The following is an 18860-nucleotide window of genomic DNA, read 5'->3' as shown; positions in this document are numbered from 1 at the left end:
TATACGCCCCCTGTCGCCAAACATCAAGGGGCCTCAGACGACCCACCACCGCTGTGGCGCGCGCAGATTGTCGAGCGGTCGCGCCTCCGACAGAACCAGAGGCGTTGCAATACCGCGCGAAACGGCCTGCCCCGGCATCACCGCGATGTCGTCGAACGCCTGCAAGGCGCGCGTGTCTTCCAGATCGGCGGCATCGACCATGTATTCCGCGATGGCCTGCGCACGGACCTCCGCCGACGGGATCGACACCAGCTCCACCCGGTCGAACCATCCCGCCCGTCCGTCCTTGTGGTGCCGCGCAACCCGCCGCGTGATCAACTGCTGGCCGGGCCGGAACCGCTCCACCGCATAAAGGCCTGTGCCGATGCCTGCGTCGGGCGCATGGGCGGGCCGGATCACATGCGCAACATCGGCCAATTTGAACGGCAGGCTCGGATCGGGGGTGTCGCACGTGATGTGCACACTGTGTGCACACCCGGTGTACACTGTGTGACAGGCGCTCAAACTCGCGGCGACGTCCTGCGCGGTCATCGGCGTACCGTCGTGAAAAACCGCATCCTCGCGCAAATCGAACCGCCATTCGCGCGCGTCCGGCGATGCTGTCCACCCCGTTGCAAGCTCCGCCCGCAAGGTGCCGTCCGCAGCCACTTCGGTCAGTGTCTCGAAGACCAGCCCCTGCCGCGCGACCTGCATGAAAAGCCCGTCACCGCTGATCCAGTCGTCACTGCGCGCCGCGCCCGAAAGCGCCAGCCGCAACTGGCCGCCGCGCTGTGGCAATGGCCCCGCGCTGATGCCCGTCGCCGCCAAAAGTGCGGCCGCCGCACCGCTGGCGAACAACGCCCGCCGGTCCATGGGGCCCCGCCGCGTCATGGCGCAATCCTGTCCATCGCGCGCACCAGCTCTGCGCTGATGCCCGGCTCGCTCAGCGCGTGGCCCGCGTTGCGCACCATCTTCAATTCCGCCTTAGGCCAGACCTTCGCGATGGCATAGGCACTGGTCGGCGGACAGATCATGTCATAGCGCCCCTGCACGATCACACCTGGGATATCGGCGATGCGGTCCATCTGGTCGAGGATCTGACCGTCGTACTCCAGAAAACCCGCATTGATGAAATAGTGGTTCTCGAGCCGCGCGAATGCCCGCGCGTATTCGCCCGGGCCCTCGATCATCTGCCCTGCAGAATGGATCGATGCCAGTGCGTTTTCCCAGCCCGACCACGCCCGTGCAAAGCGCGTTTGCAACGACAGGTCGTCCGAAAACAGCCTGCGGTGATAGGCCTGAATATAATCGCCCCGCTCGTCTTCGGGCACCAGCGCGGTGAACCGCGACCAGACCTCGGGCCAGAATTTGCCCGCACCGCCACCGTAGAACCAATCCAGCTCGGACTGGGTCATCAGGAACACGCCGCGCAGCACCAGATGGCTCACCGCGGCGGGATGCGTCTGCGCATAGATTAGCGAAAGTGTCGCACCCCAGCTGCCACCGAAAACCACCCAACGGTCGATGCCAAGCGTTTCGCGAATCAGCTCGATGTCCGCAACCAGATGCCAGGTCGTATTGTTGCTCACCGACGCATGCGGCTTGGAGCGTCCGCACCCCCGTTGGTCAAACAGGATAATGCGGAATTTCTCCGGATCGAAATAGCGCCGCATCGACGGGCTGCAGCCTCCGCCGGGGCCCCCGTGCAGCACCACAACAGGCGTGCCGTTGGGATTGCCGCATTGCTCCAGATACACTTCATGGCCATCCCCGACTGCCAGCATCCGCCGGTCGTACGGATCGAGAGGCGGGTACAGATACTGCACTGCGCGCTTTTGATCGGGAAATTTATCCATTACGGGCCTATATGAGTTGAGACATGACCTTGAGCATAGGACACACGGAATGCAAGCGCAGGATACCACAGTTGATCCCTCCGAAATCGCGAAATTCGAAGCCATGGCCGCGGAATGGTGGGACCCGACAGGCAAATTCAAACCGTTGCACATGCTCAATCCGTGCCGTCTGGATTACATCACAAACCAGATCGCCGGAGAATTTGACCGCGACCTGAAGACCAAGGACCCCTTCGAGGGGTTGCGCATTCTCGATATCGGGTGCGGCGGCGGATTGCTGTCTGAACCGATGGCGCGTCTGGGCGCGACCGTGGTGGGCGCAGACGCTGCGGCAGGCAACATTCCGGTCGCACGGATCCACGCAGAGCAATCGGGGCTGACCATCGACTATCGCCATACCACAGCCGAAGATCTGGCCGACGCGGGCGAGCAATTCGATGTCGTCATCAACATGGAGGTGGTCGAGCACGTGGCCTCTCCGATCAGCTATCTCACGGCCTGCCGCAAACTGCTCAAACCGGGCGGGCTGCACATCTGCTCCACGCTCAACCGCAATCCCAAAAGCTATATGATGGCGATCGTGGGCGCGGAACACGTGATGCGCTGGCTGCCCAAAGGAACGCATGAGTGGTCAAAATTCATCACACCCGACGAATTGTTCGACCTGCTGCGCAAGGCAGGTCTGGACCCGGTGGACCGAAAGGGTTTCGTGTTTAATCCGCTGCTGTGGAGCTGGTCCATCTCAGACAAGGATCTGAGTGTGAACTACGTCACCGCGAGCCTTAAGCCACAACAGACGTGACCGGCTTCAGGTCATTTTGCGGCGCAGTTCGCGCAAGGTCGGAATAACGGCGCGGACCTTGTCTTCGCCCAACTCATCGGCGACCTGGGAAATCATCGGCGTGATCAGGCTCAGCGCCGCGTCGCGCGCCTTGCGACCGGAGGGGCTGATCGTGATCAGTTTGCGCCGCGCGTCATCCCAATCGGGCCGCATGTGGATATAGCCCGCCCATTCGAGTTTGCTCAGGGTATTGCTCATCGCGCCGCGCGTCACATGAAAGGTTTCCGCCAGTTGCGCGGGGGTGCGTTCGACCTCGCGCCAGGCAAGGTGATTGAGAACGGAGAAATGTGACAGCTCCATTCCCTTCGGCAAAACCTTGGCAAGCCTGTTGCGCAAGATCTGGTCGGTGCCCAAAATCTCGCTGAACAGGAGTATCGCCAACGTGTTCTTGTCGTCTGCCATTACGGTCCGTCGAATCGCCTTTTGTGCGTCATGCTGGGCACCCGGCGCCGCGCGTCGGCGACCTGCTGCAAGTACATGTCGCACAGATATACGCCGGGCGCATCGCCCGCGTCCAGAATCACGTCTCCCCATGGGCCAACGACAAGCGAGTGGCCAAAGGTGCGGCGGGTCTTGCCGTCCGCGCTGTCATGTTCGCCGGTTTGCGCCGCCGCCACAACAAAACACCCCGTTTCAATGGCCCGCGCCCGCAGCAGGCTGTGCCAATGTGCGGCCCCCGTGACCGGCGAAAACGCGGCAGGCACGGTCAGGATTTCGGCACCGTTGTCGGCCAACGCCTGATAAAGCTGCGGAAAACGCACGTCGTAGCAAATGCTCAGACCAAACCGACCGAAGGGCGTGTCGGCACAGACGGCGGTGGACCCCGGCCTGTACCCTTCCGATTCCCGGAAGGTTTCCGTTTCGGTCACCTGAACGTCAAACATATGTATCTTGTCGTAGCGGGCGGTGATTTCGCCAGAAGGATCAATCACGAAAGACCGGTTGGCAAAACGCCCGTCCGGGTCGCCTGTCTGCAGCCCAAGTGAGCCGATCGAAAGCCATATCCCATGTGTCGCGGCGGCCTCGCGCAGGGCAGCGAGCGTCGGATCATCGGCCTCATCCTGCAATACGGTGCGCTGTCGGGCTCTGCTGAGCGACACGCAGTTGGTGACCTCGGGCGTAAACACCATCTGCGCACCCTGCGCGGCGGCCTCGGCCAAGTAATCCAAGGTGACCGGCAGGTTCTGCCGCGGGTCATCGCTGACGTTAAGTTGCAGCAGACCCGCGCGCATCATGCGGCCAACAGCGCGTCAAGCTTGCCCGCTTTTTCCAGCGCAAAAAGGTCATCGCAACCGCCCACATGGGTCTCGCCCACGAAAATCTGCGGAACGGTTCGACCGCCGTTCGCCCGCTGGATCATCTCCGGTTTGCGGTCAGGATTGGCGAGCACGTCCACTTCGGCAAAGTTGACGCCCTTCTGGTTCAACAGGCGTTTGGCCGCGTGGCAAAAGCCGCACAGCGGCGAGGTGTAGATTTCGACGGGTTTCATGGTCTGTTTCCTTGTCACGAATGGTTGCAACAGGATTTAGGTGTCTTTGGTCACTCTTGCTAGGGTCAGTACGCATACCGGCCCCGACCCGGCGGCAAGACAGGCGCGTGTCGCGGCGCCCAGCGTCGCCCCCGTGGTCATCACGTCATCGACCAAAAGCACCGGTCGCCCGATCAATCTGTGGCGGCGTTTGCGGTGGACCCGCATGGCGTTCTGTACCGTTTCGTGACGTTCGGTCCAGTTCAGCCCCTCGAGCGATACCGTCTTGCGATGCCGCTCCAGCAGATCCGGGCACCACGGCAGGCCCGAAATACGCGAAAGCTCCTTTGACAGCAGCGCCGATTGGTTGAACCGCCGTTTCACCAGACGCGTCCAGTGCAACGGGATCGGCGCGATAAGCGTATCCAGGGTCAGAATATCCGCCGCGGCGTGCGCCATCCATTTCGCAGCGGGCCGTGCGATTTCGTGACGATCGCCATGCTTGAGCGCCAAGACCATTTTGCGACCTGTATCGCGGTAGATCATGGCGGCGCGTCCGCGTGTCCAAGGAGGAGCAGACCCCAGGCAGGTGTCGCAGTGTTGGATGCCCGTTTGCCCGCCGGCCTGAAGCGGCACACCGCACGCGTCACAGACCAGCCCGCCGACAAAGGCGGTATCGCGCCAGCAGCCGCCACAGAGCCCGAAATCGCTTTCGACCATGTCGCCACACGTCAGGCAGCGCGGCGGATAGATCAGCGACAGCGCCGTTTGAAGTCCTCCCAGTGCCACTCTATGTAGCCCCCCATGACCAATGAGATTACCGACACCCGCGCGCTGGCGCTGCACCGCGCCCGCGCCACGCAAAGCGGTTTGTTCCTGCACGAGCTTGCCGCGGACGAAGTGCAGGATCGTCTGCAGATGGTTAACAGGACGTTTACGTCCAAGGCGGTGGTGACGGGTTTCGAAGCCTTCTGGTCCGGGCAATTCCCGGAGGCGCAGGTTTTGCGGGACACCGACACGCTGGATCTGGAACCCGGCGCACACGACCTTGTGCTGCATATGTTGGGTCTGCACTGGTCCAATGACCCTGTCGGCCAATTGATCCAATGCAGACGTGCGCTCAGGGCGGATGGTCTGTTCATCGCGGCGAGCCTTGGCGGCGACACCTTGCAGGAATTGCGCCGGTGTCTGGCAGAAGCCGAGGTCGCCGTAACCGGCGGATTGTCTCCGCGTATTGCGCCCATGCCCGAACTGCGTGATCTGGGCGGATTGCTGCAGCGGGCGGGTTTTGCGCTGCCGGTGGCGGATACGGCGGTGATGACTGTCGAATACCGCGACATCTGGCATCTGATGCATGACCTGCGGGCCATGGGCGAAACCAATGCCCTGAGCACGCGGCTGCGCACGCCGACCCGCCGCGCGGTATTCGACCGGGCGCAGGCGCTTTACGCAAAACACTTCTCCGCGCCCTCGGGCAGAATCGCCGCCAGCTTTGAACTGCAGGTGCTCACGGGCTGGGCGCCGGACGCCTCGCAACCCAAACCGCTGCGCCCCGGCTCCGCGCAACAGCGGCTCGCGGATGCCCTTGCGACACCAGAGCGCCCCCTGCCGGATTGACGCCCGCGCTAAACTATCTATGTCAGGCGCACGCCCTATAGGAATGACAATGACCGAAGCTCGCCCCATCCACGCTGATCCCGACCACCCACCGGTGAAAAAACCCAAGATCGGAGTTTTGCTGGGCAACCTTGGTACGCCCGACAACTACGACTACTGGTCGATGCGGCGCTATCTGGGCGAGTTTCTCTCCGACAGACGCGTGATCGACTACAGCCCGTGGCTCTGGCAGCCGTTGCTGCAGCTGATCATTCTGACCAAACGTCCCTTCACCTCGGGTGCAGCATATAAGTCGATCTGGAACGAGGAAGAAGGCGAGAGCCCTTTGATGACGATCACCAAGGCACAAACCGCCAAGGTCGCGGCCGAGATGGAAAAGACCTACGGCGGCGAGGTCATGGTCGATTTCTGCATGCGCTACGGCAATCCGTCGACGCCCAGCAAAGTGCGCAAGCTGGTGGAGGCGGGGTGCCAGAAGATCCTGTTTTTCCCGCTCTATCCCCATTACGCCGGTGCAACGTCAGCCACGGCCTGCGACAAATTTTTCGACGCTTTGGGGAAAGAAAAGTGGCAACCGGCGGCCCGCACCGTACAGCCATATTTCGACCGCCCCGATTATATCGACGCGCTGGCCAAATCGATCGAGGCAAAATACGCGGAGCTTGAAACGCGGCCCGATATCCTCGTGTGTTCCTATCATGGCGTGCCGAAACGCTATCTGATGGAGGGTGATCCCTATCATTGCCAGTGTCAGAAAACAACGCGGCTGCTGAAAGAGCGGCTGGGCTGGGACGACACCGAAATCACCACGACCTTCCAGTCCAAATTCGGCCCCGAAGAATGGCTCAAGCCCTATACGGTCGAAGAGGTCGCGCGGCTTGCGGAGGAAGACGGAAAGAAAAACATCGCCGTCTGTGCGCCTGCATTTTCGGCCGATTGCATCGAGACACTTGAAGAAATCAACGAAGAGATTTTCGAGAGCTTTGAAGAGGCCGGTGGCGAACACTTCACCTATATCCCCTGCCTCAACGACGACGATGCCCACATCGAGGCGCTGTCGAATGTCATCAAGGAAAATCTGATGGGGTGGGTCTGACGGCCGTCAGACGCCTGACCTGGAAAGCGAAAAAGGCGGCGCAGGGTGCGCCGCCTTTTTCTGTGTTCAACTACTGACGATTAGTCAGCAATAGCAGCTGCAACCAGTACCAGCAGCAGCAGTGGAACGATAATGCCACCGGAAGAGCTTGTTGCTTCTTCAACGATGACGGGTGCTTCGATTACTGGGTCAGCCAAGGAACCGGCGGAAGCAGCGGAAGCAGCAGCTGTCAGAGCAGCAGCGAGAACGAGTTTTTTCATAAGTATATCCTCCAGAAAAGACGTGCAGAATTTCTCAGAACCACACGAAATCAGACTTACCTCGTAGTTTGTCTAAACAGGAAATGGCCACGGATGTGAACCTGCTAGAACATCCCTAAGGTAACTAAGCGGCAGATATCGTCAAATTAGCAACACTTGGGTGCCGACTTTGGCCTGCGCAAACAACTCTGCGATGTGTTCGTTGTACAGACCGATGCACCCGTTGGAGGACCGACGACCAATTTTGCGCGTGTCGTGCGTGCCGTGGATTCGGTAATACGTCCAGCTGAGATAGAGTGCGTGCGTCCCCAATGGGTTGTCCGGACCGGGGCCGATATAGGGGGGCCATTCGGGGTTGCGCTTGAGCATCGATGGCGTTGGCCGCCAGCTTGGCCCCTCGACCTTGCGAACCACCTGCGTGCGGCCGCGGCGTGTCAGTTCCTGGGTCAAGGGCACGCTGGAGGGATACAACTTGTAGATGCTTTGATCCTCGGACCAGTAGTGCACCGCGCGGCTGTCGATATCGACGAGGATCGCGCCATTGCGTGTGCTGTCGAAGTAGGGCCGCCAGTCGAGCGTGCGGAAGCTGGAAATATTGCGGCGCACCACCTCACTCAGGTCACGCTCGTTTTCGGTCGTGGCCTGGCTGTTGACGGTGGATGTGCTCTGGGCGATTGCGGGGGCCGCAATCATCGCGGCGCTGCCGGCAAGAAAGCTGCGGCGGCTTGTATTCTTCATGTTGAACTTGGACATTGGATGTCTCCGGTTATGCGAACTGCTGGGGGGCTTATATGGCCGTGAAGCCACGTTTTCAAATCAAACCGGCGTGACGCCGCCAGTTCACACCGATGTGCATTTGAACTGTTGCATCACAGCATGTAAGGCAGGCCAACGCGTGATATTTTGGAGCGGTTAGATGATCCGAGTTTTGAGTATTCTGGTAGCAGGCGCCATTGCCCTTTCGGCGTGCACGCCCGCCGGACCTACAATCGGCGCCGATGGCAAACCGATCCCGCGCGCCTACCGTATCGGTGCAGGTGACACGAGCGAAATCCAGTTCCGGATGCTTGATTCCGTCAACGCATTGCGCGGGTCGGCGGGCCTTGCTCCGGTGGAGCTGGAATCGCGTCTCACCGCCGCGGCGGCCACACATTCGCGCGACATGCAGGTGCAGAACCGGCCATGGCATTTCGGGTCCGACGGCTCCTCACCGCTCGACCGGGTCAACCGCGTCGGCTACAACGGTGCGCTGGTTGGTGAAGTGATTTCAGAGACTTACGAGACCGAACTCGAAACATTGGGCGCGTGGATGGCACAGCCCGATACCCGCCGCATCCTGATGGCACCCGATGCGCGTCAAATGGGATTCTCGTGGTTTCAGGAAAACAACGGCAAAATCTGGTGGACGCTGGTCATGGGTGGTGGCGCGCCCGCCGCATAGGCTGCGGCGCACCTTCCGTTCAGGGATTGATCGCAATCGGCGTGCCGTCCCGCACCATCGCGTAGATGTCTTCCATCTGCTTGTTGCTGACCGCAATACATCCCCACGTCCAATCGCCCCTATCGCGGCGTAGCGGGTTTTTCTGCCCATGGATGAAAATGTCGCCACCGGGCGGCTTGCCCAACGCTTGCGCCTTGGCGATATCCTCGGCGTTCGGATATGAAATCCCCAGCGACAAATGGAAGCGGCTGTTGGGATTGCGCCGATTGATGCGGTACACGCCTTCGGGTGTGCGCCCGTCGCCTTCGGTTTCCTTGTGGCCTTCGGGTGCGAATCCCAATTTGACATCGTAGCTTTCCAGCACTTTGCCTTCGTGCAGAAGGAACATTTCACGGCTGGATTTATTCACGACGATCCCGGTCACTTCGGGACCGTTGTAGCGTTTGAATTTGCTTGGAGAAGAGGCGCAGGCACCCAACGACATCGCTGCTGCGCCACCAAGGAGAATATTTCTGCGTTTCATGTGCCTGTCACTATCCATTTAGGACCATTGTTATGGGATAGGCTTTTACCGCAAATTCGTCTCTTCAAAAAGACGTCATTTACGCACCGGCGGCCCGTTGCGGTGTCAGTGCAACATGGATTTCACCGTGCAACAAACTGCGCCGCAAGCTCGATATGCGGGGACCAGCGGAACTGGTCAACGGGCTGCACCCAGACCAGATCATAGCCTGCATCATCCAGAGTTTTCGCGTCGCGGGCGAAGGTTACGGGGTTGCAGGACACGAAAGCGATGCGGGCAATTCCCGATTTGGCCAACTCAACCGTCTGCGCCTCGGCGCCTGCACGCGGGGGGTCGATCACAACGGCATCGTGCTTGCGGAATTCATCGGGCAAAAGCGGCCGCCTGAACAGATCGCGGGCCTGATGGGTGACGGTTTTGAGCCCTTTGGCCATCCGCCATCCCTTGTCCATCGCCTCCAGCATGTCCGCTGCGCCCTCGACCGCATGAACTTCGGCTTGCGCGGCCAGAGGCAATGTGAAGGTTCCCGAACCCGCAAATAGATCGATGATCCGCTTTGCGTCCCCGACAGCTTCCTTCACCGCCGCCAATAATGACGCCTCACCATGATGTGTCGCCTGCAAGAACGCGCCGGGGGGCGGTGCCACCTGTGCGGCCCCGAATTGCTGCACCGGGGGCACGCGCATTCCGATCACCTCATCCCCCCACGCAAGCCGCGCAAACTGGCGGGTTTCGCATAGGCTCGCCAATTCGTGGCGCAGCGGACCATCGAGCGGTTTGCCGTTCTCGACCTGAACATCCAGCCCCGTCAGCGACGTTGTGACCGTCACGGCAAGCGCCGCCTTGCGGCTGGCCCCGAGCCCGGCCAGATCGCGTGCAATATCCATACCCGCAAGCAATTCGGGCGCGACGAGCTGACAATCGGGGGTTTCGATCAAGACATCGGAACCACGCCCGTGAAAACCGACCATCGCGCCCTTCTTGGTCCGCTTGGCGGCAAAGGTGGCCCGCCTGCGCGAATTCGGCGGTGAGGTCAGGATGGGCCGTATATTGGTCACGACGCCCTGCGCGGCTAGGGCCTGAGCCACGACATCGGTCTTCCATTTGGCGACCAGGGGATCGGCCGCGTGTTGCAGACTGCATCCCCCGCAGGCATTGAAATGGCGGCAGGGCGGCGACACACGCATGTCCGACGGCGTGACTATTTTCACGTCCCGCAGCGTGCTGCCGTCCAGCTGGCCGGTCACGACTTCACCCGGCAGGGTCATCGGTGCGAAAACCGGACCCTCCGCAATACCGTCGCCAAAAAGGCCCAAACGTTCGATGGTATATTGTGTCATGCCGCAGCCATACTGCGCGAACAGCCCTGCGGCCAGCCCCTATTCTGCCGCGCGGACGTCAAGAAAGCCACCGGACTGGCGATCCCAGTAGCGCGCATACAAACCGCCCTGCGCCAAAAGCGCATCATGCGTGCCGATTTCGGCAATCCGCCCTGCGTCAAGCACCACGATGCGGTCCATTTCACGCAGTGTCGACAGACGGTGCGCGATGGCCATGACCGTCTTGCCCTGCATTACCCGTTCAAGCGCGTTCTGGATCGACGCCTCAACCTCGCTGTCGAGCGCGCTTGTGGCTTCATCCAGAATGAGAATGGGCGCATCCTTCACGATGGCGCGGGCAAGGGCGAGCCGCTGGCGTTGCCCGCCGGACAGCTTGACGCCCCGTTCACCCAGATGCGCGTCATAGCCACGGCGGCCCATATGATCCTCCAGACCAAGGATAAATTCATGGGCCTCCGCCTGTCTGGCGGCGGCGATCATCTCTTCTTCGGTCGCGTCGGGGCGTCCGTAAAGAATATTCTCGCGGGCGGAGCGGTTGAACATTGCTGTTTCCTGCGTGACCATCGCGATGGCCTGTCGCAGGCTTTCCTGCGTGACATCGCGAATGTCCTGACCGTCAATCCGGATGCTGCCCGCCTCGGCCTCGTAGAGCCGCAAGAGCAAAGCGACCAAGGTCGATTTACCCGCACCGGAAGCCCCGACAACACCGAGCTTTTCGCCCGCCGCGATGTCCAGCGAAATGCAGTCTATGCCACCGGTTTGCCGCCCGTACGCGAAACACAGATCATCAATTTCGATCCGCCCCCTTTGTGCATCCAAGGCCACCGCGCCCGCTTTGTTTTCAAGACGCACCCGCGGGGTCAGCGTGCGCATGCCGTCCTCGATTTCGCCCACGTTTGAATAGATCGCCATCAGCGTAAAGCTGACCCAGCCGGTCATTTGCGCGATACGGATGGAAATTGCGCCTGCGGCCACGATATCGCCTTCGGTCGCCACCCCGCGCTGCCACAACAAAACGGTCGCACCGATCAGCAGAACCGGAAGAACGCCGGCAAGGCTCATCAAGGCAAAGCGGAACCCGGCAGCAAGATACCCGAATTCAAGCGCCCGCTCGCGGAACATCTGCATCGCACCCAGCGCGGCGCGGTCTTCGTGATCGGCGTGTGCGAACAACTTGACGGTTTTGATATTCGTGATCGTGTCGACAACCTGACCGGACACCAGCGCGCGCGCGCCCGCCCGACCGGCGCTGCGCTTGCGAACCCGCGGCATGAACCAGCGGATCAGCGCGATATACGCCACAAGCCAGACCGCAAGACCCGCGGCCACCCAAATGTTGATCGACGCGAGCAGCAGTACCGAGCCAACCAATGACGCCAGCGCAAAGGCAACGACGTTGATCACCTCCGACGCTACATCCGTTACCGCACGGGCCGCCTGCATCTGCTTTTGCGCGATACGGCCCGCGAAATCATTGTCGAAAAAGCTGACGTTCTGGCCAAGGGACCAGCGGTGCAATCGCGACAGCACCAGAGGATTCACATTCGGCTGCACCATGATCGCATTCGACGCAGCCGACAGACCGAAAAAGAGCGGCCGCGCGATCAGGAAAAAGACCAGGGCTGCCGTTATGATCCATACATTGGAGGCATCGAAAAATCCGTCGGGGCCGCTGGCGACGGTGGCATCGATAACCCAACCGAGGATAAGCGCAGTGCCCGCTTCGAGCGCGCCGGCAAGTGCAGAAAATGCGGCGGCGAGCCACAGTGCAGGCCAGGCCCCAGACAGGCACCACCGCATAAATGTGCCCAAGGTTTCGGGCGGCGGGCCATCGGCCGCCCGAAAAGCATCAATCCAGTCGCTGATCTTCGGTATGCGCATCATTCTCATCGGTCTGCAGGAAGCCGCCGGATTGGCGCGCCCAGAACTGAGCATATAGGCCGCCCCCACTCAAAAGCGCGTCATGGTTGCCGTCTTCCACAATTTTGCCGCCCTCGAGAACCAGAATGCGGTCCATCTGTGCGATTGTGGACAGACGGTGGGCGATTGCGATGACCGTCTTGCCCTCCATCATGTCCATCAGGGTTTCCTGAATCGCGGCTTCCACTTCGCTGTCCAGCGCGCTCGTCGCTTCGTCCAACAGCAGGATCGGCGCGTCTTTGAGAATCACACGGGCCAGCGTAATACGCTGACGTTGGCCGCCCGACAGCTTCACCCCCCGCTCACCAACGCGCGCGCCATAACCCTGATTGCCTTCGGGGTCTTGCAGATCAAGGATGAAATCATGCGCTTCGGCCTGTCTCGCGGCGGCTTCGACCTCGGCGAGCGTTGCGTCGGGCTTGCCGTAGAGGATGTTCTCGAACACCGATCGGTGCAGCAGGGCGCTATCTTGCTGCACCATGCCGATCTGACGGCGCAGGCTGTCCTGCGTGACCTTGGTAATGTCCTGCCCGTCAATCACAACTTGTCCCGCCTCGGCGTCGTAGAAACGCAAAAGCAGCTTGATCAGGGTCGATTTGCCGGCACCAGACCGCCCGACCAGTCCGATCTTCTGACCGGGCTGGATCGTCAGATCGATCGCTTCGATACCGCCGCTGCTGCGACCGTAGTGATGCGTCAGCGCCCGCAGTTCTATTTTGCCTTCGGTAAGCGCCAGCGGCTTGGCGTCGGGCGCATCGATCAGGGTGATGGGCTGCGAGATGGTTTCCATACCTTCGGCCACCACACCGAGCTGGCGGAAAAATGCAGACAGCGCCCACATGATCCAGCCCGTCATCGAATTGAGTCGAAGTGTCAGCGTGGCCGCAGCCGCGACAGTCCCGACGGAGGCCTGCCCCTGAAGCCACAGCGACAGTGCCCACCCCACGACACCGACAATCAACAGCCCGTTGAGCGCCACCAGCCAGAAGTCCATCACCGTGAAAATGCGCTGTTCTATCTGGAACGTGCGGCGTGCTTCTTCGATGGCTTCTTTGGCGTAGTTTTCTTCGCGGTCATGATGGGCAAACATCTTGACCGAATGGATGTTGGTATAGGCATCAACAACACGTCCCGTCACGGCGGAGCGGGCGTCTGAGGCGGCCTGCGACGCGGGACCAATGCGGCGCAGCGCCCAAGCCATCAGGATGAGGTACAAGCCGAACCAGATCAGCAGTGGCAGCAGCAATCGCACGTCCGAGGTGGTCAGAAGGATGGCCGCGCCGATGAGATAGGCCAGCGAGAACGAAATCGCATCGAATGCCTGAAATACCACTTCACCCGCGGCGGGCGGTGTCTGCATGATCCGGTTTGCGATGCGGCCCGCGAAATCGTTTTCGAACCAGCCCACCGATTGCCGAAGCACCTGACGGTGTGCACGCCAGCGGATCATCGTCCCGAAATTGGGCATGATCGTATTGTTCAACAGCGCCACGTCCAATGCCTGAATCGCGGGACGCAGAAAAATGATAAACAGCGCCACCACGATCAGTTCGGTGCCATGGCTTTCCCACATCCGCGCGGGGCCGCCTTCCAACAGATCGACAATGCGGCCCATGTAGTAAATCAGACCAACCTCGATCGCCGCCACGACAATCGACATCAGCGCGGTCAATGCGAATACGCGTTTGAACGGCTGGCTCAGGTCAACGAAGAACGGCCACAGTCTTTGCGGCGGCTTATCCTGTTTGGGATACGCCACGTAGGGATCGATCAGGTTTTCGAAAAAACGAAACATTGGCGCCATCTTTGCTGAGTCTGGCGTCCTTATATCCCTTCGGGGGCTGAAATGGCTATCGGCCTCTCAGGCCTTGTCCGGAAGCGCCAGCAACTCGTCCCTGGTCAGCTTAAAATCCGACTTGATCCATGCCGATTTCATCAGTTCCAGCCGCGCCCCCAACGCCCGCCCTTCGTAGTGGTCTGCGACGTCCCGGGACGCGACAGGAAACTCTGCAGCAGCCGCACTTGAAAGATGGGCGAGACGGTTCGGATCGACCGGCGTTTCTGCCAAAACCGCCTGCAACAGACACGCTTGCGCTGCGATATCGTAGCCGTGCCTGTAGGCAACTTCCGGCAGACCCGGACCGTCAAAGGCTGCATCCCGGATCAACGCATAATCGCGCCTTTGCGCTTTGCTGAGCCGCAACCTGTCGGCAACACCTTCACCACCCAGCGCCACAAGAAGCGTGATCCAGTTCCGGTCCAGTCCGGCAAGGCTTTCGAGGTGCACAAGCAGACCGATCTGGCGGGCGTCCGCCCCGGGCAGCAGAACGGTCAAGACACCGGTTTGCATCATGGCGCCCAGCGCCGGCGCGGGATCATCTGCCAGCAACAGTTTGCGGAATTCGGTTCCGACCCGTTCTGCAGATAACGTCTCTAACCCGGCCAGATTGGCCGAAATGGCAGATAGCGCCTCTGTATCCAATCCCTGATCGGGATTGCCGTACCACGCGTGAAACCGGAAATAACGCAGGGTCCGCAGATAGTCTTCGCGGATACGGGTCGCTGCATCCTCGATGAACCGCAGCCTGCGGGCGCGTAAGTCACCAAGCCCGTTTAACGGATCGACGATCTGTCCTTCTGGGGTCGCGTATATCGCGTTCATCGTGAAATCCCGACGGCGTGCGTCATCCGCGATATCGGTCGCAAAGGCGACAACCGCGCGCCGTCCATCTGTGGCGACATCGCGACGAAAGGTGGTCACCTCAAACCCGATGGCCCGCACGATCACTGTGACCGTGCCATGGCCAATCCCGGTGGGCGAGGTTTTCAAACCTGCGTCTTCGCAGGCCTTCATGACCTTATCGGGGTGCGCGTTTGTGGAAATATCAATGTCGCTGACCGGTTCGCCCAAAAGCGCGTTGCGCACGCATCCCCCGACGAAGTAGACCTCATACCCCTTTGCCAACAGGGCATCGCAAACAGCGCGGGTGTTGCGATCGGTCAACCAGGGCGCGTTTTGCGCGGTTAGTGTTGGAGTGTTTCGGTCCATGCCCGCAACATACGCGCAGTTGCACCCCAGATGTAATAGGGGCCGTAAGGAACCGTAAAATAATGCCGCCGCTGACCCCGCCAGCGCCGCGATTGCACATTATAATTCGCAGGGTCCAGTAGGTGTGACAATGGCACCGTAAAGACTTCGGCGACCTCACCGGGTTCCGGGAGAACCTTGAACGGCGCGTCGATGTAGCCAATCGTTGGCGTCACGGTGAAACCCGTCACGGTTTCATGCGCCGGCAAGACGCCCAGCACCTCGACCATCGCGGGCGGCAAGCCGATTTCTTCGTGCGCTTCACGCAATGCCGTGGCGGTGACGTCGGCGTCGTCGGGATCCTGCTTGCCCCCCGGAAAGGCGATCTGCCCGGGGTGATGTTTCAACGCCGCCGACCGTTTGGTCAGCAGCACCGAAAGATCCCCGTCGTGTTCGATCAACCCGATCAGGACGCCCGCGGGGCGCAACTTGCGGTTTGGCGGCAAGACCACATCGGGGTTCAGATCAAAATCCGACGACGCGCTACCGGCCCGCGCCAGCGCCGCGCGGTAATGGTCAAGCCGTTCACGCACCTTTTGGCGTTTCCTCGCCAAATCCGACGGACTTGGGGTCGAGATCATAATGCGCGCCGCAGAACTGGCAATCTGCGGTCACACGCCCGTCTTCGGTCGTCATCTTTTCGATGTCACGGGCCGAATAGATCGACAGACTTTGGCGGACACGGTCCTCGGAACAGGTGCAGCCGAAATGCACGCGCTGTTTCTCAAAGACACGCGGTCTTTCTTCGTGAAACAGCCGCAGCAACACCTCCGACGGCTCCAGCGAGGGACCGATCAGTTCAAGATCATCGACAGTGTCGAGAAGGATGTTCACGCGGTTCCAGTTTTCGGCATCATCATCGGCAAGCAGATCATCCGCGCGCAGCACTTCGCCAGACCCTTCGCCCGAAGCGGCAAATGGCGACGCCTTGGGCATGGATTGGAGCATGATGCCGCCCGCTCGCCAGTGTTCATCGCTGTCGGCCGTCGTCGACTTGCCAAAGCTGAGCTGGAACCGGGTTGGCAACTGCTCGGACTGGGCAAAGTAACCCTCGGCTGCAGCGGACAGTGATCCACCTACCAACGGCGCGATGCCCTGATACGGTATCATGCCTTCGCCTTGGTCAATCATCACCGCGAAATAGCCTTCGCCGATCTGGTCGATAGGAGCGCCGTCGGTCAAACGGTCGCGGTCAAAGCTTGCGTAGGCCCGAATGCGCGCGGGCTGGCCATCGTCGTCGGGGCCATAATAGTCGGTGGCAATCATCCGTACCGGGCCTTTCGACTGCACTTGCAGCGACAGCTTCCAGCGCAGTTTGATCGTTTGGCCGATCAGTGCCGTCAGGATGGCCATTTCCGCCACCAACGCCTCAACCTGTGGCGGGTAGTCGTGTTGCGAAAGAACGCCGCCCAGCGCAGTATCGAGCCGCGCCACGCGGCCACGGATGTCCGAGGCATCAAGTTGGAAGGGCAGGACCGTATCGTCCCAGCCGTGGTTCGTTGCATCTGTCATAGGGGTTTCCTTACCGGCGGTCGCTTGGCATACCGCGACCATGTAGGGCCATTGCGCCGCAATAAAAAGGGGGGAGGCATCATGAGACGTGTGGGAGCAGTGCCAGACAGGCGTCAGATTTACATGCCCCGGCCGGGGGCCTACGCGATCCTGCCGATCAAAAGACGGTTTTTGGTGACGGCAGAAATCGCCGATGGCATCGACATACAATTGCCGGGCGGCGGCATCGATCCGGGCGAAAGCCCGCTACAGGCGCTTTACCGCGAAGTGCGCGAGGAAATCGGCTGGTCGATTGCGCGGCCCCGCCGGTTGGGCGCGTTCCGCAGGTTTGTGTTCATGCCGGAATACGATCTTTGGGCGGAAAAGATTTGCCATGTCTATGTCGCCCACCCCGTCCGCCAGATCCAAGAACCCTCGGAGCGATTTCACGAGACGCTTGTCCTAGATGCGGATGATGCGGTGGCAGCACTTGGCAATGATGGCGACCGCCTGTTTCTGGAACGCTATGTCGCTGCGGGTTGTCCACGGTAGTCAAAGACGATGCCGGAAATATCGTCGGTAAAATCAACCGAACCGTTCAGGTCGGTCAACCGCCAGACTAGCGCCTCCAGCAATGCGGGGCCGCGGACTTCGCGCAATTCGTCGAGCAAATCGGCAAGCCCGTCTTCTTCAAGAAAACCGTCAGGTGTGGGGCATTCGGTGACGCCATCAGACAGAATGCACAGCCTGTCGCCGGGATTGAGCTGCAGGGTGAACGATTCGTAATCAAGGTGCGGCAGCAATCCGACCGGAAATCCGCCGGTTCCATCCTGCTCGATCGAGCCATCCGCCCGCTGGATCACCGGATGCGGGTGGCCCGCCTGTGACAGCGTCACTTTGCCCGTCGATAATTCGACAAAACCCAACATCAGCGTGAAATAATGCTCGGTATCCATATCATCGAGCACGAGATCGTTAAGCATTGCGACCGCATCCGCCGGCGGGCGCGGGCACACTGTGCCATCCAGCTTGCGTGACAGGGCCACGTTTTGATCCGGGTTCGCGGCAGAGAGGTACCCCGCCAAACGCGCCGTCATGAGAGCGGAGCTGATCCCGTGGCCCGACACATCGATGGCAAACAGCCCCAGATGGTCCACCCCCGCGTTGAAAAACCCGACAAGGTCGCCCCCCACATGACCGGAGGAGCGCAACATTAAGGACAGATCCCCCGCATCGAAATGCTTGAAACGCTCGCGCAACAGCGATTGCTGCAGCTTCTTGGCCTCCAGCAAATCCTTGTCGATATGATCGTACACGCGTTGAAGTTCATCCAGTGTATCGCGCAGCATCGCGTTTTTTTGCGATAGGTCTCGCTGCGCCGCCAGAAGCCGCGAACCGGCGGCGATGCGTGCGCGTAATTCGCTGTTGTCTACCGGTTTAGTAAGGAAATCATCCGCGCCGCTGTCCAACCCCTGCGCGACCTCTTCCTTATCGCTTTTTGAGGTCAGCAAGATAAAATAGCAGTACCCGTCCGTGTAAAGGCGCCGGATTTCGCCGCAAAGCTCCAACCCCGTCATTCCCGGCATGATCCAGTCACTGATAACCAGATCTGGACGCTGCTCCCGCATCAGCTGTAGCGCTTCTTCACCGCTGCCCGCCTCGATGACACCAAACCCCCAGCGTTTCAGAACCGCACAGAGGAGGCGGCGCTGAAGGCGGCTGTCATCGACAACCAACACCTTGCCGATGGCAGCGGGCTGGGCTGCCGCAAGATATGAATGGGCGGCGCTTTTCTGGGCGAACATCTTTGCCTGTGGTCCTGCTTGTTGTGCCACCGCCATACCGCGTCGACTGTAAAGGAAACCTGAATGCTAAAATGCGCCCTAGTTCACCAATGGCCGGTTACTCCGCGTTAAACTCTGCTGCGCATTCTTGGTCCG

Annotated in this window: 21 protein-coding genes; 5 read left to right on the top strand and 16 right to left on the bottom strand. The window is 60.5% G+C overall.

Features of this window, described 5'->3' with window-relative positions:
• Positions 1-33: 33 nt before the first annotated feature.
• A complete protein-coding gene (locus K3756_RS00435) occupies positions 34-870 on the bottom strand; it encodes an ABC transporter substrate-binding protein (protein WP_259989836.1) in 837 nt (278 codons plus the stop codon).
• Positions 867-1835 carry a prolyl aminopeptidase gene (gene pip / locus K3756_RS00430; RefSeq protein ID WP_259989835.1) on the bottom strand — a complete coding sequence of 323 codons (969 nt, stop codon included), beginning with the start codon at positions 1833-1835 and terminating at the stop codon, positions 867-869. The genes K3756_RS00435 and pip overlap by 4 nt, the downstream gene beginning before the upstream one ends.
• A gap of 49 nt (positions 1836-1884) precedes the next feature.
• Here pip and ubiG point away from each other — a divergent pair, with 49 nt between their 5' ends.
• Positions 1885-2637 (top strand): bifunctional 2-polyprenyl-6-hydroxyphenol methylase/3-demethylubiquinol 3-O-methyltransferase UbiG, encoded by a 753-nt coding sequence (gene ubiG, locus K3756_RS00425; protein ID WP_259989833.1) that lies wholly within the window; start codon positions 1885-1887, stop codon positions 2635-2637.
• Between the two features lie 6 nt (positions 2638-2643).
• On the opposite strand, the gene K3756_RS00420 is transcribed toward ubiG, so the two are convergent.
• The 4 genes from K3756_RS00420 to K3756_RS00405 are packed head-to-tail and all read right to left on the bottom strand — an operon-like array spanning position 2644 to position 4933.
• Entirely contained in the window at positions 2644-3078 is a 435-nt protein-coding gene (locus K3756_RS00420) for a MarR family winged helix-turn-helix transcriptional regulator (protein WP_259989831.1), read from the bottom strand.
• Positions 3078-3908, bottom strand: a complete 831-nt coding sequence (locus K3756_RS00415) for a carbon-nitrogen hydrolase family protein (protein WP_259993611.1) — start codon at positions 3906-3908, stop codon at positions 3078-3080. The genes K3756_RS00420 and K3756_RS00415 overlap by 1 nt, the downstream gene beginning before the upstream one ends.
• Positions 3908-4165, bottom strand: coding sequence for a glutaredoxin 3 (grxC, locus tag K3756_RS00410; protein WP_259989829.1), 258 nt, complete (start codon positions 4163-4165; stop codon positions 3908-3910). The genes K3756_RS00415 and grxC overlap by 1 nt, the downstream gene beginning before the upstream one ends.
• Before the next feature lie 36 nt (positions 4166-4201).
• A complete protein-coding gene (locus K3756_RS00405) occupies positions 4202-4933 on the bottom strand; it encodes a ComF family protein (RefSeq protein ID WP_259989827.1) in 732 nt (243 codons plus the stop codon).
• Positions 4934-4948: 15 nt separating this feature from the next.
• On the opposite strand from K3756_RS00405, the gene K3756_RS00400 reads away from it, so the two are divergent.
• Both K3756_RS00400 and hemH read left to right on the top strand, forming a co-directional pair.
• Positions 4949-5761, top strand: coding sequence for an SAM-dependent methyltransferase (locus tag K3756_RS00400; protein ID WP_259989825.1), 813 nt, complete (start codon positions 4949-4951; stop codon positions 5759-5761).
• Between the two features lie 49 nt (positions 5762-5810).
• On the top strand, positions 5811-6857 hold the full coding sequence (gene hemH / locus K3756_RS00395; protein WP_259989823.1) for a ferrochelatase: 1047 nt from the start codon (positions 5811-5813) through the stop codon (positions 6855-6857).
• A gap of 80 nt (positions 6858-6937) precedes the next feature.
• Here hemH and K3756_RS00390 read toward each other — a convergent pair whose 3' ends face one another.
• Together K3756_RS00390 and K3756_RS00385 are read right to left on the bottom strand one after the other, a co-directional pair.
• The gene (locus K3756_RS00390) at positions 6938-7117 is read right to left on the bottom strand and encodes a hypothetical protein (RefSeq protein ID WP_259989820.1); all 180 of its coding nucleotides are present in this window, start codon (positions 7115-7117) and stop codon (positions 6938-6940) included.
• A gap of 141 nt (positions 7118-7258) precedes the next feature.
• Positions 7259-7870: a L,D-transpeptidase gene (locus K3756_RS00385; RefSeq protein ID WP_259989818.1), complete on the bottom strand. Its 612-nt coding sequence runs from the start codon at positions 7868-7870 to the stop codon at positions 7259-7261.
• A gap of 163 nt (positions 7871-8033) precedes the next feature.
• Between K3756_RS00385 and K3756_RS00380 the strand changes: the two genes are divergently transcribed.
• Positions 8034-8558 (top strand): CAP domain-containing protein, encoded by a 525-nt coding sequence (locus K3756_RS00380; protein WP_259989816.1) that lies wholly within the window; start codon positions 8034-8036, stop codon positions 8556-8558.
• A gap of 19 nt (positions 8559-8577) precedes the next feature.
• Here the strand turns inward: K3756_RS00380 and K3756_RS00375 are convergent, their stop codons facing one another.
• The 7 genes from K3756_RS00375 to K3756_RS00345 all read right to left on the bottom strand — a co-directional run bounded on the left by K3756_RS00375 (position 8578) and on the right by K3756_RS00345 (position 16941).
• Entirely contained in the window at positions 8578-9081 is a 504-nt protein-coding gene (locus tag K3756_RS00375; RefSeq protein ID WP_259989814.1) for a murein L,D-transpeptidase family protein, read from the bottom strand.
• Between the two features lie 122 nt (positions 9082-9203).
• Positions 9204-10421, bottom strand: a complete 1218-nt coding sequence (locus K3756_RS00370; RefSeq protein WP_259989812.1) for a class I SAM-dependent RNA methyltransferase — start codon at positions 10419-10421, stop codon at positions 9204-9206.
• A 39-nt stretch (positions 10422-10460) separates the two neighbouring features.
• On the bottom strand, positions 10461-12305 hold the full coding sequence (locus K3756_RS00365; RefSeq protein ID WP_259989810.1) for an ABC transporter ATP-binding protein: 1845 nt from the start codon (positions 12303-12305) through the stop codon (positions 10461-10463).
• The gene (locus K3756_RS00360; RefSeq protein ID WP_259989808.1) at positions 12271-14136 is read right to left on the bottom strand and encodes an ABC transporter ATP-binding protein; all 1866 of its coding nucleotides are present in this window, start codon (positions 14134-14136) and stop codon (positions 12271-12273) included. The genes K3756_RS00365 and K3756_RS00360 overlap by 35 nt, the downstream gene beginning before the upstream one ends.
• A gap of 66 nt (positions 14137-14202) precedes the next feature.
• Positions 14203-15345, bottom strand: a complete 1143-nt coding sequence (locus tag K3756_RS00355; RefSeq protein WP_259989806.1) for a CCA tRNA nucleotidyltransferase — start codon at positions 15343-15345, stop codon at positions 14203-14205.
• A gap of 20 nt (positions 15346-15365) precedes the next feature.
• Positions 15366-15962, bottom strand: coding sequence for a CoA pyrophosphatase (locus K3756_RS00350; RefSeq protein ID WP_259989804.1), 597 nt, complete (start codon positions 15960-15962; stop codon positions 15366-15368).
• Positions 15955-16941: an Hsp33 family molecular chaperone HslO gene (locus K3756_RS00345; RefSeq protein ID WP_259989802.1), complete on the bottom strand. Its 987-nt coding sequence runs from the start codon at positions 16939-16941 to the stop codon at positions 15955-15957. The genes K3756_RS00350 and K3756_RS00345 overlap by 8 nt, the downstream gene beginning before the upstream one ends.
• 78 nt (positions 16942-17019) lie before the next feature.
• On the opposite strand from K3756_RS00345, the gene K3756_RS00340 reads away from it, so the two are divergent.
• Positions 17020-17472, top strand: coding sequence for an NUDIX hydrolase (locus K3756_RS00340; protein ID WP_259993610.1), 453 nt, complete (start codon positions 17020-17022; stop codon positions 17470-17472).
• Here the strand turns inward: K3756_RS00340 and K3756_RS00335 are convergent.
• Positions 17445-18725 (bottom strand): PP2C family protein-serine/threonine phosphatase, encoded by a 1281-nt coding sequence (locus K3756_RS00335; RefSeq protein ID WP_259989800.1) that lies wholly within the window; start codon positions 18723-18725, stop codon positions 17445-17447. The genes K3756_RS00340 and K3756_RS00335 overlap by 28 nt on opposite strands.
• Between the last annotated feature and the right edge of the window lie 135 nt (positions 18726-18860).

The organism is Sulfitobacter sp. S190 (genome assembly GCF_025141935.1).
Classification (GTDB): Bacteria; Pseudomonadota; Alphaproteobacteria; order Rhodobacterales; family Rhodobacteraceae; genus Sulfitobacter.
The sequence above is the reverse complement of the archived record's forward strand: the minus strand, read 5'-3'. Positions and strand labels throughout refer to the sequence as shown.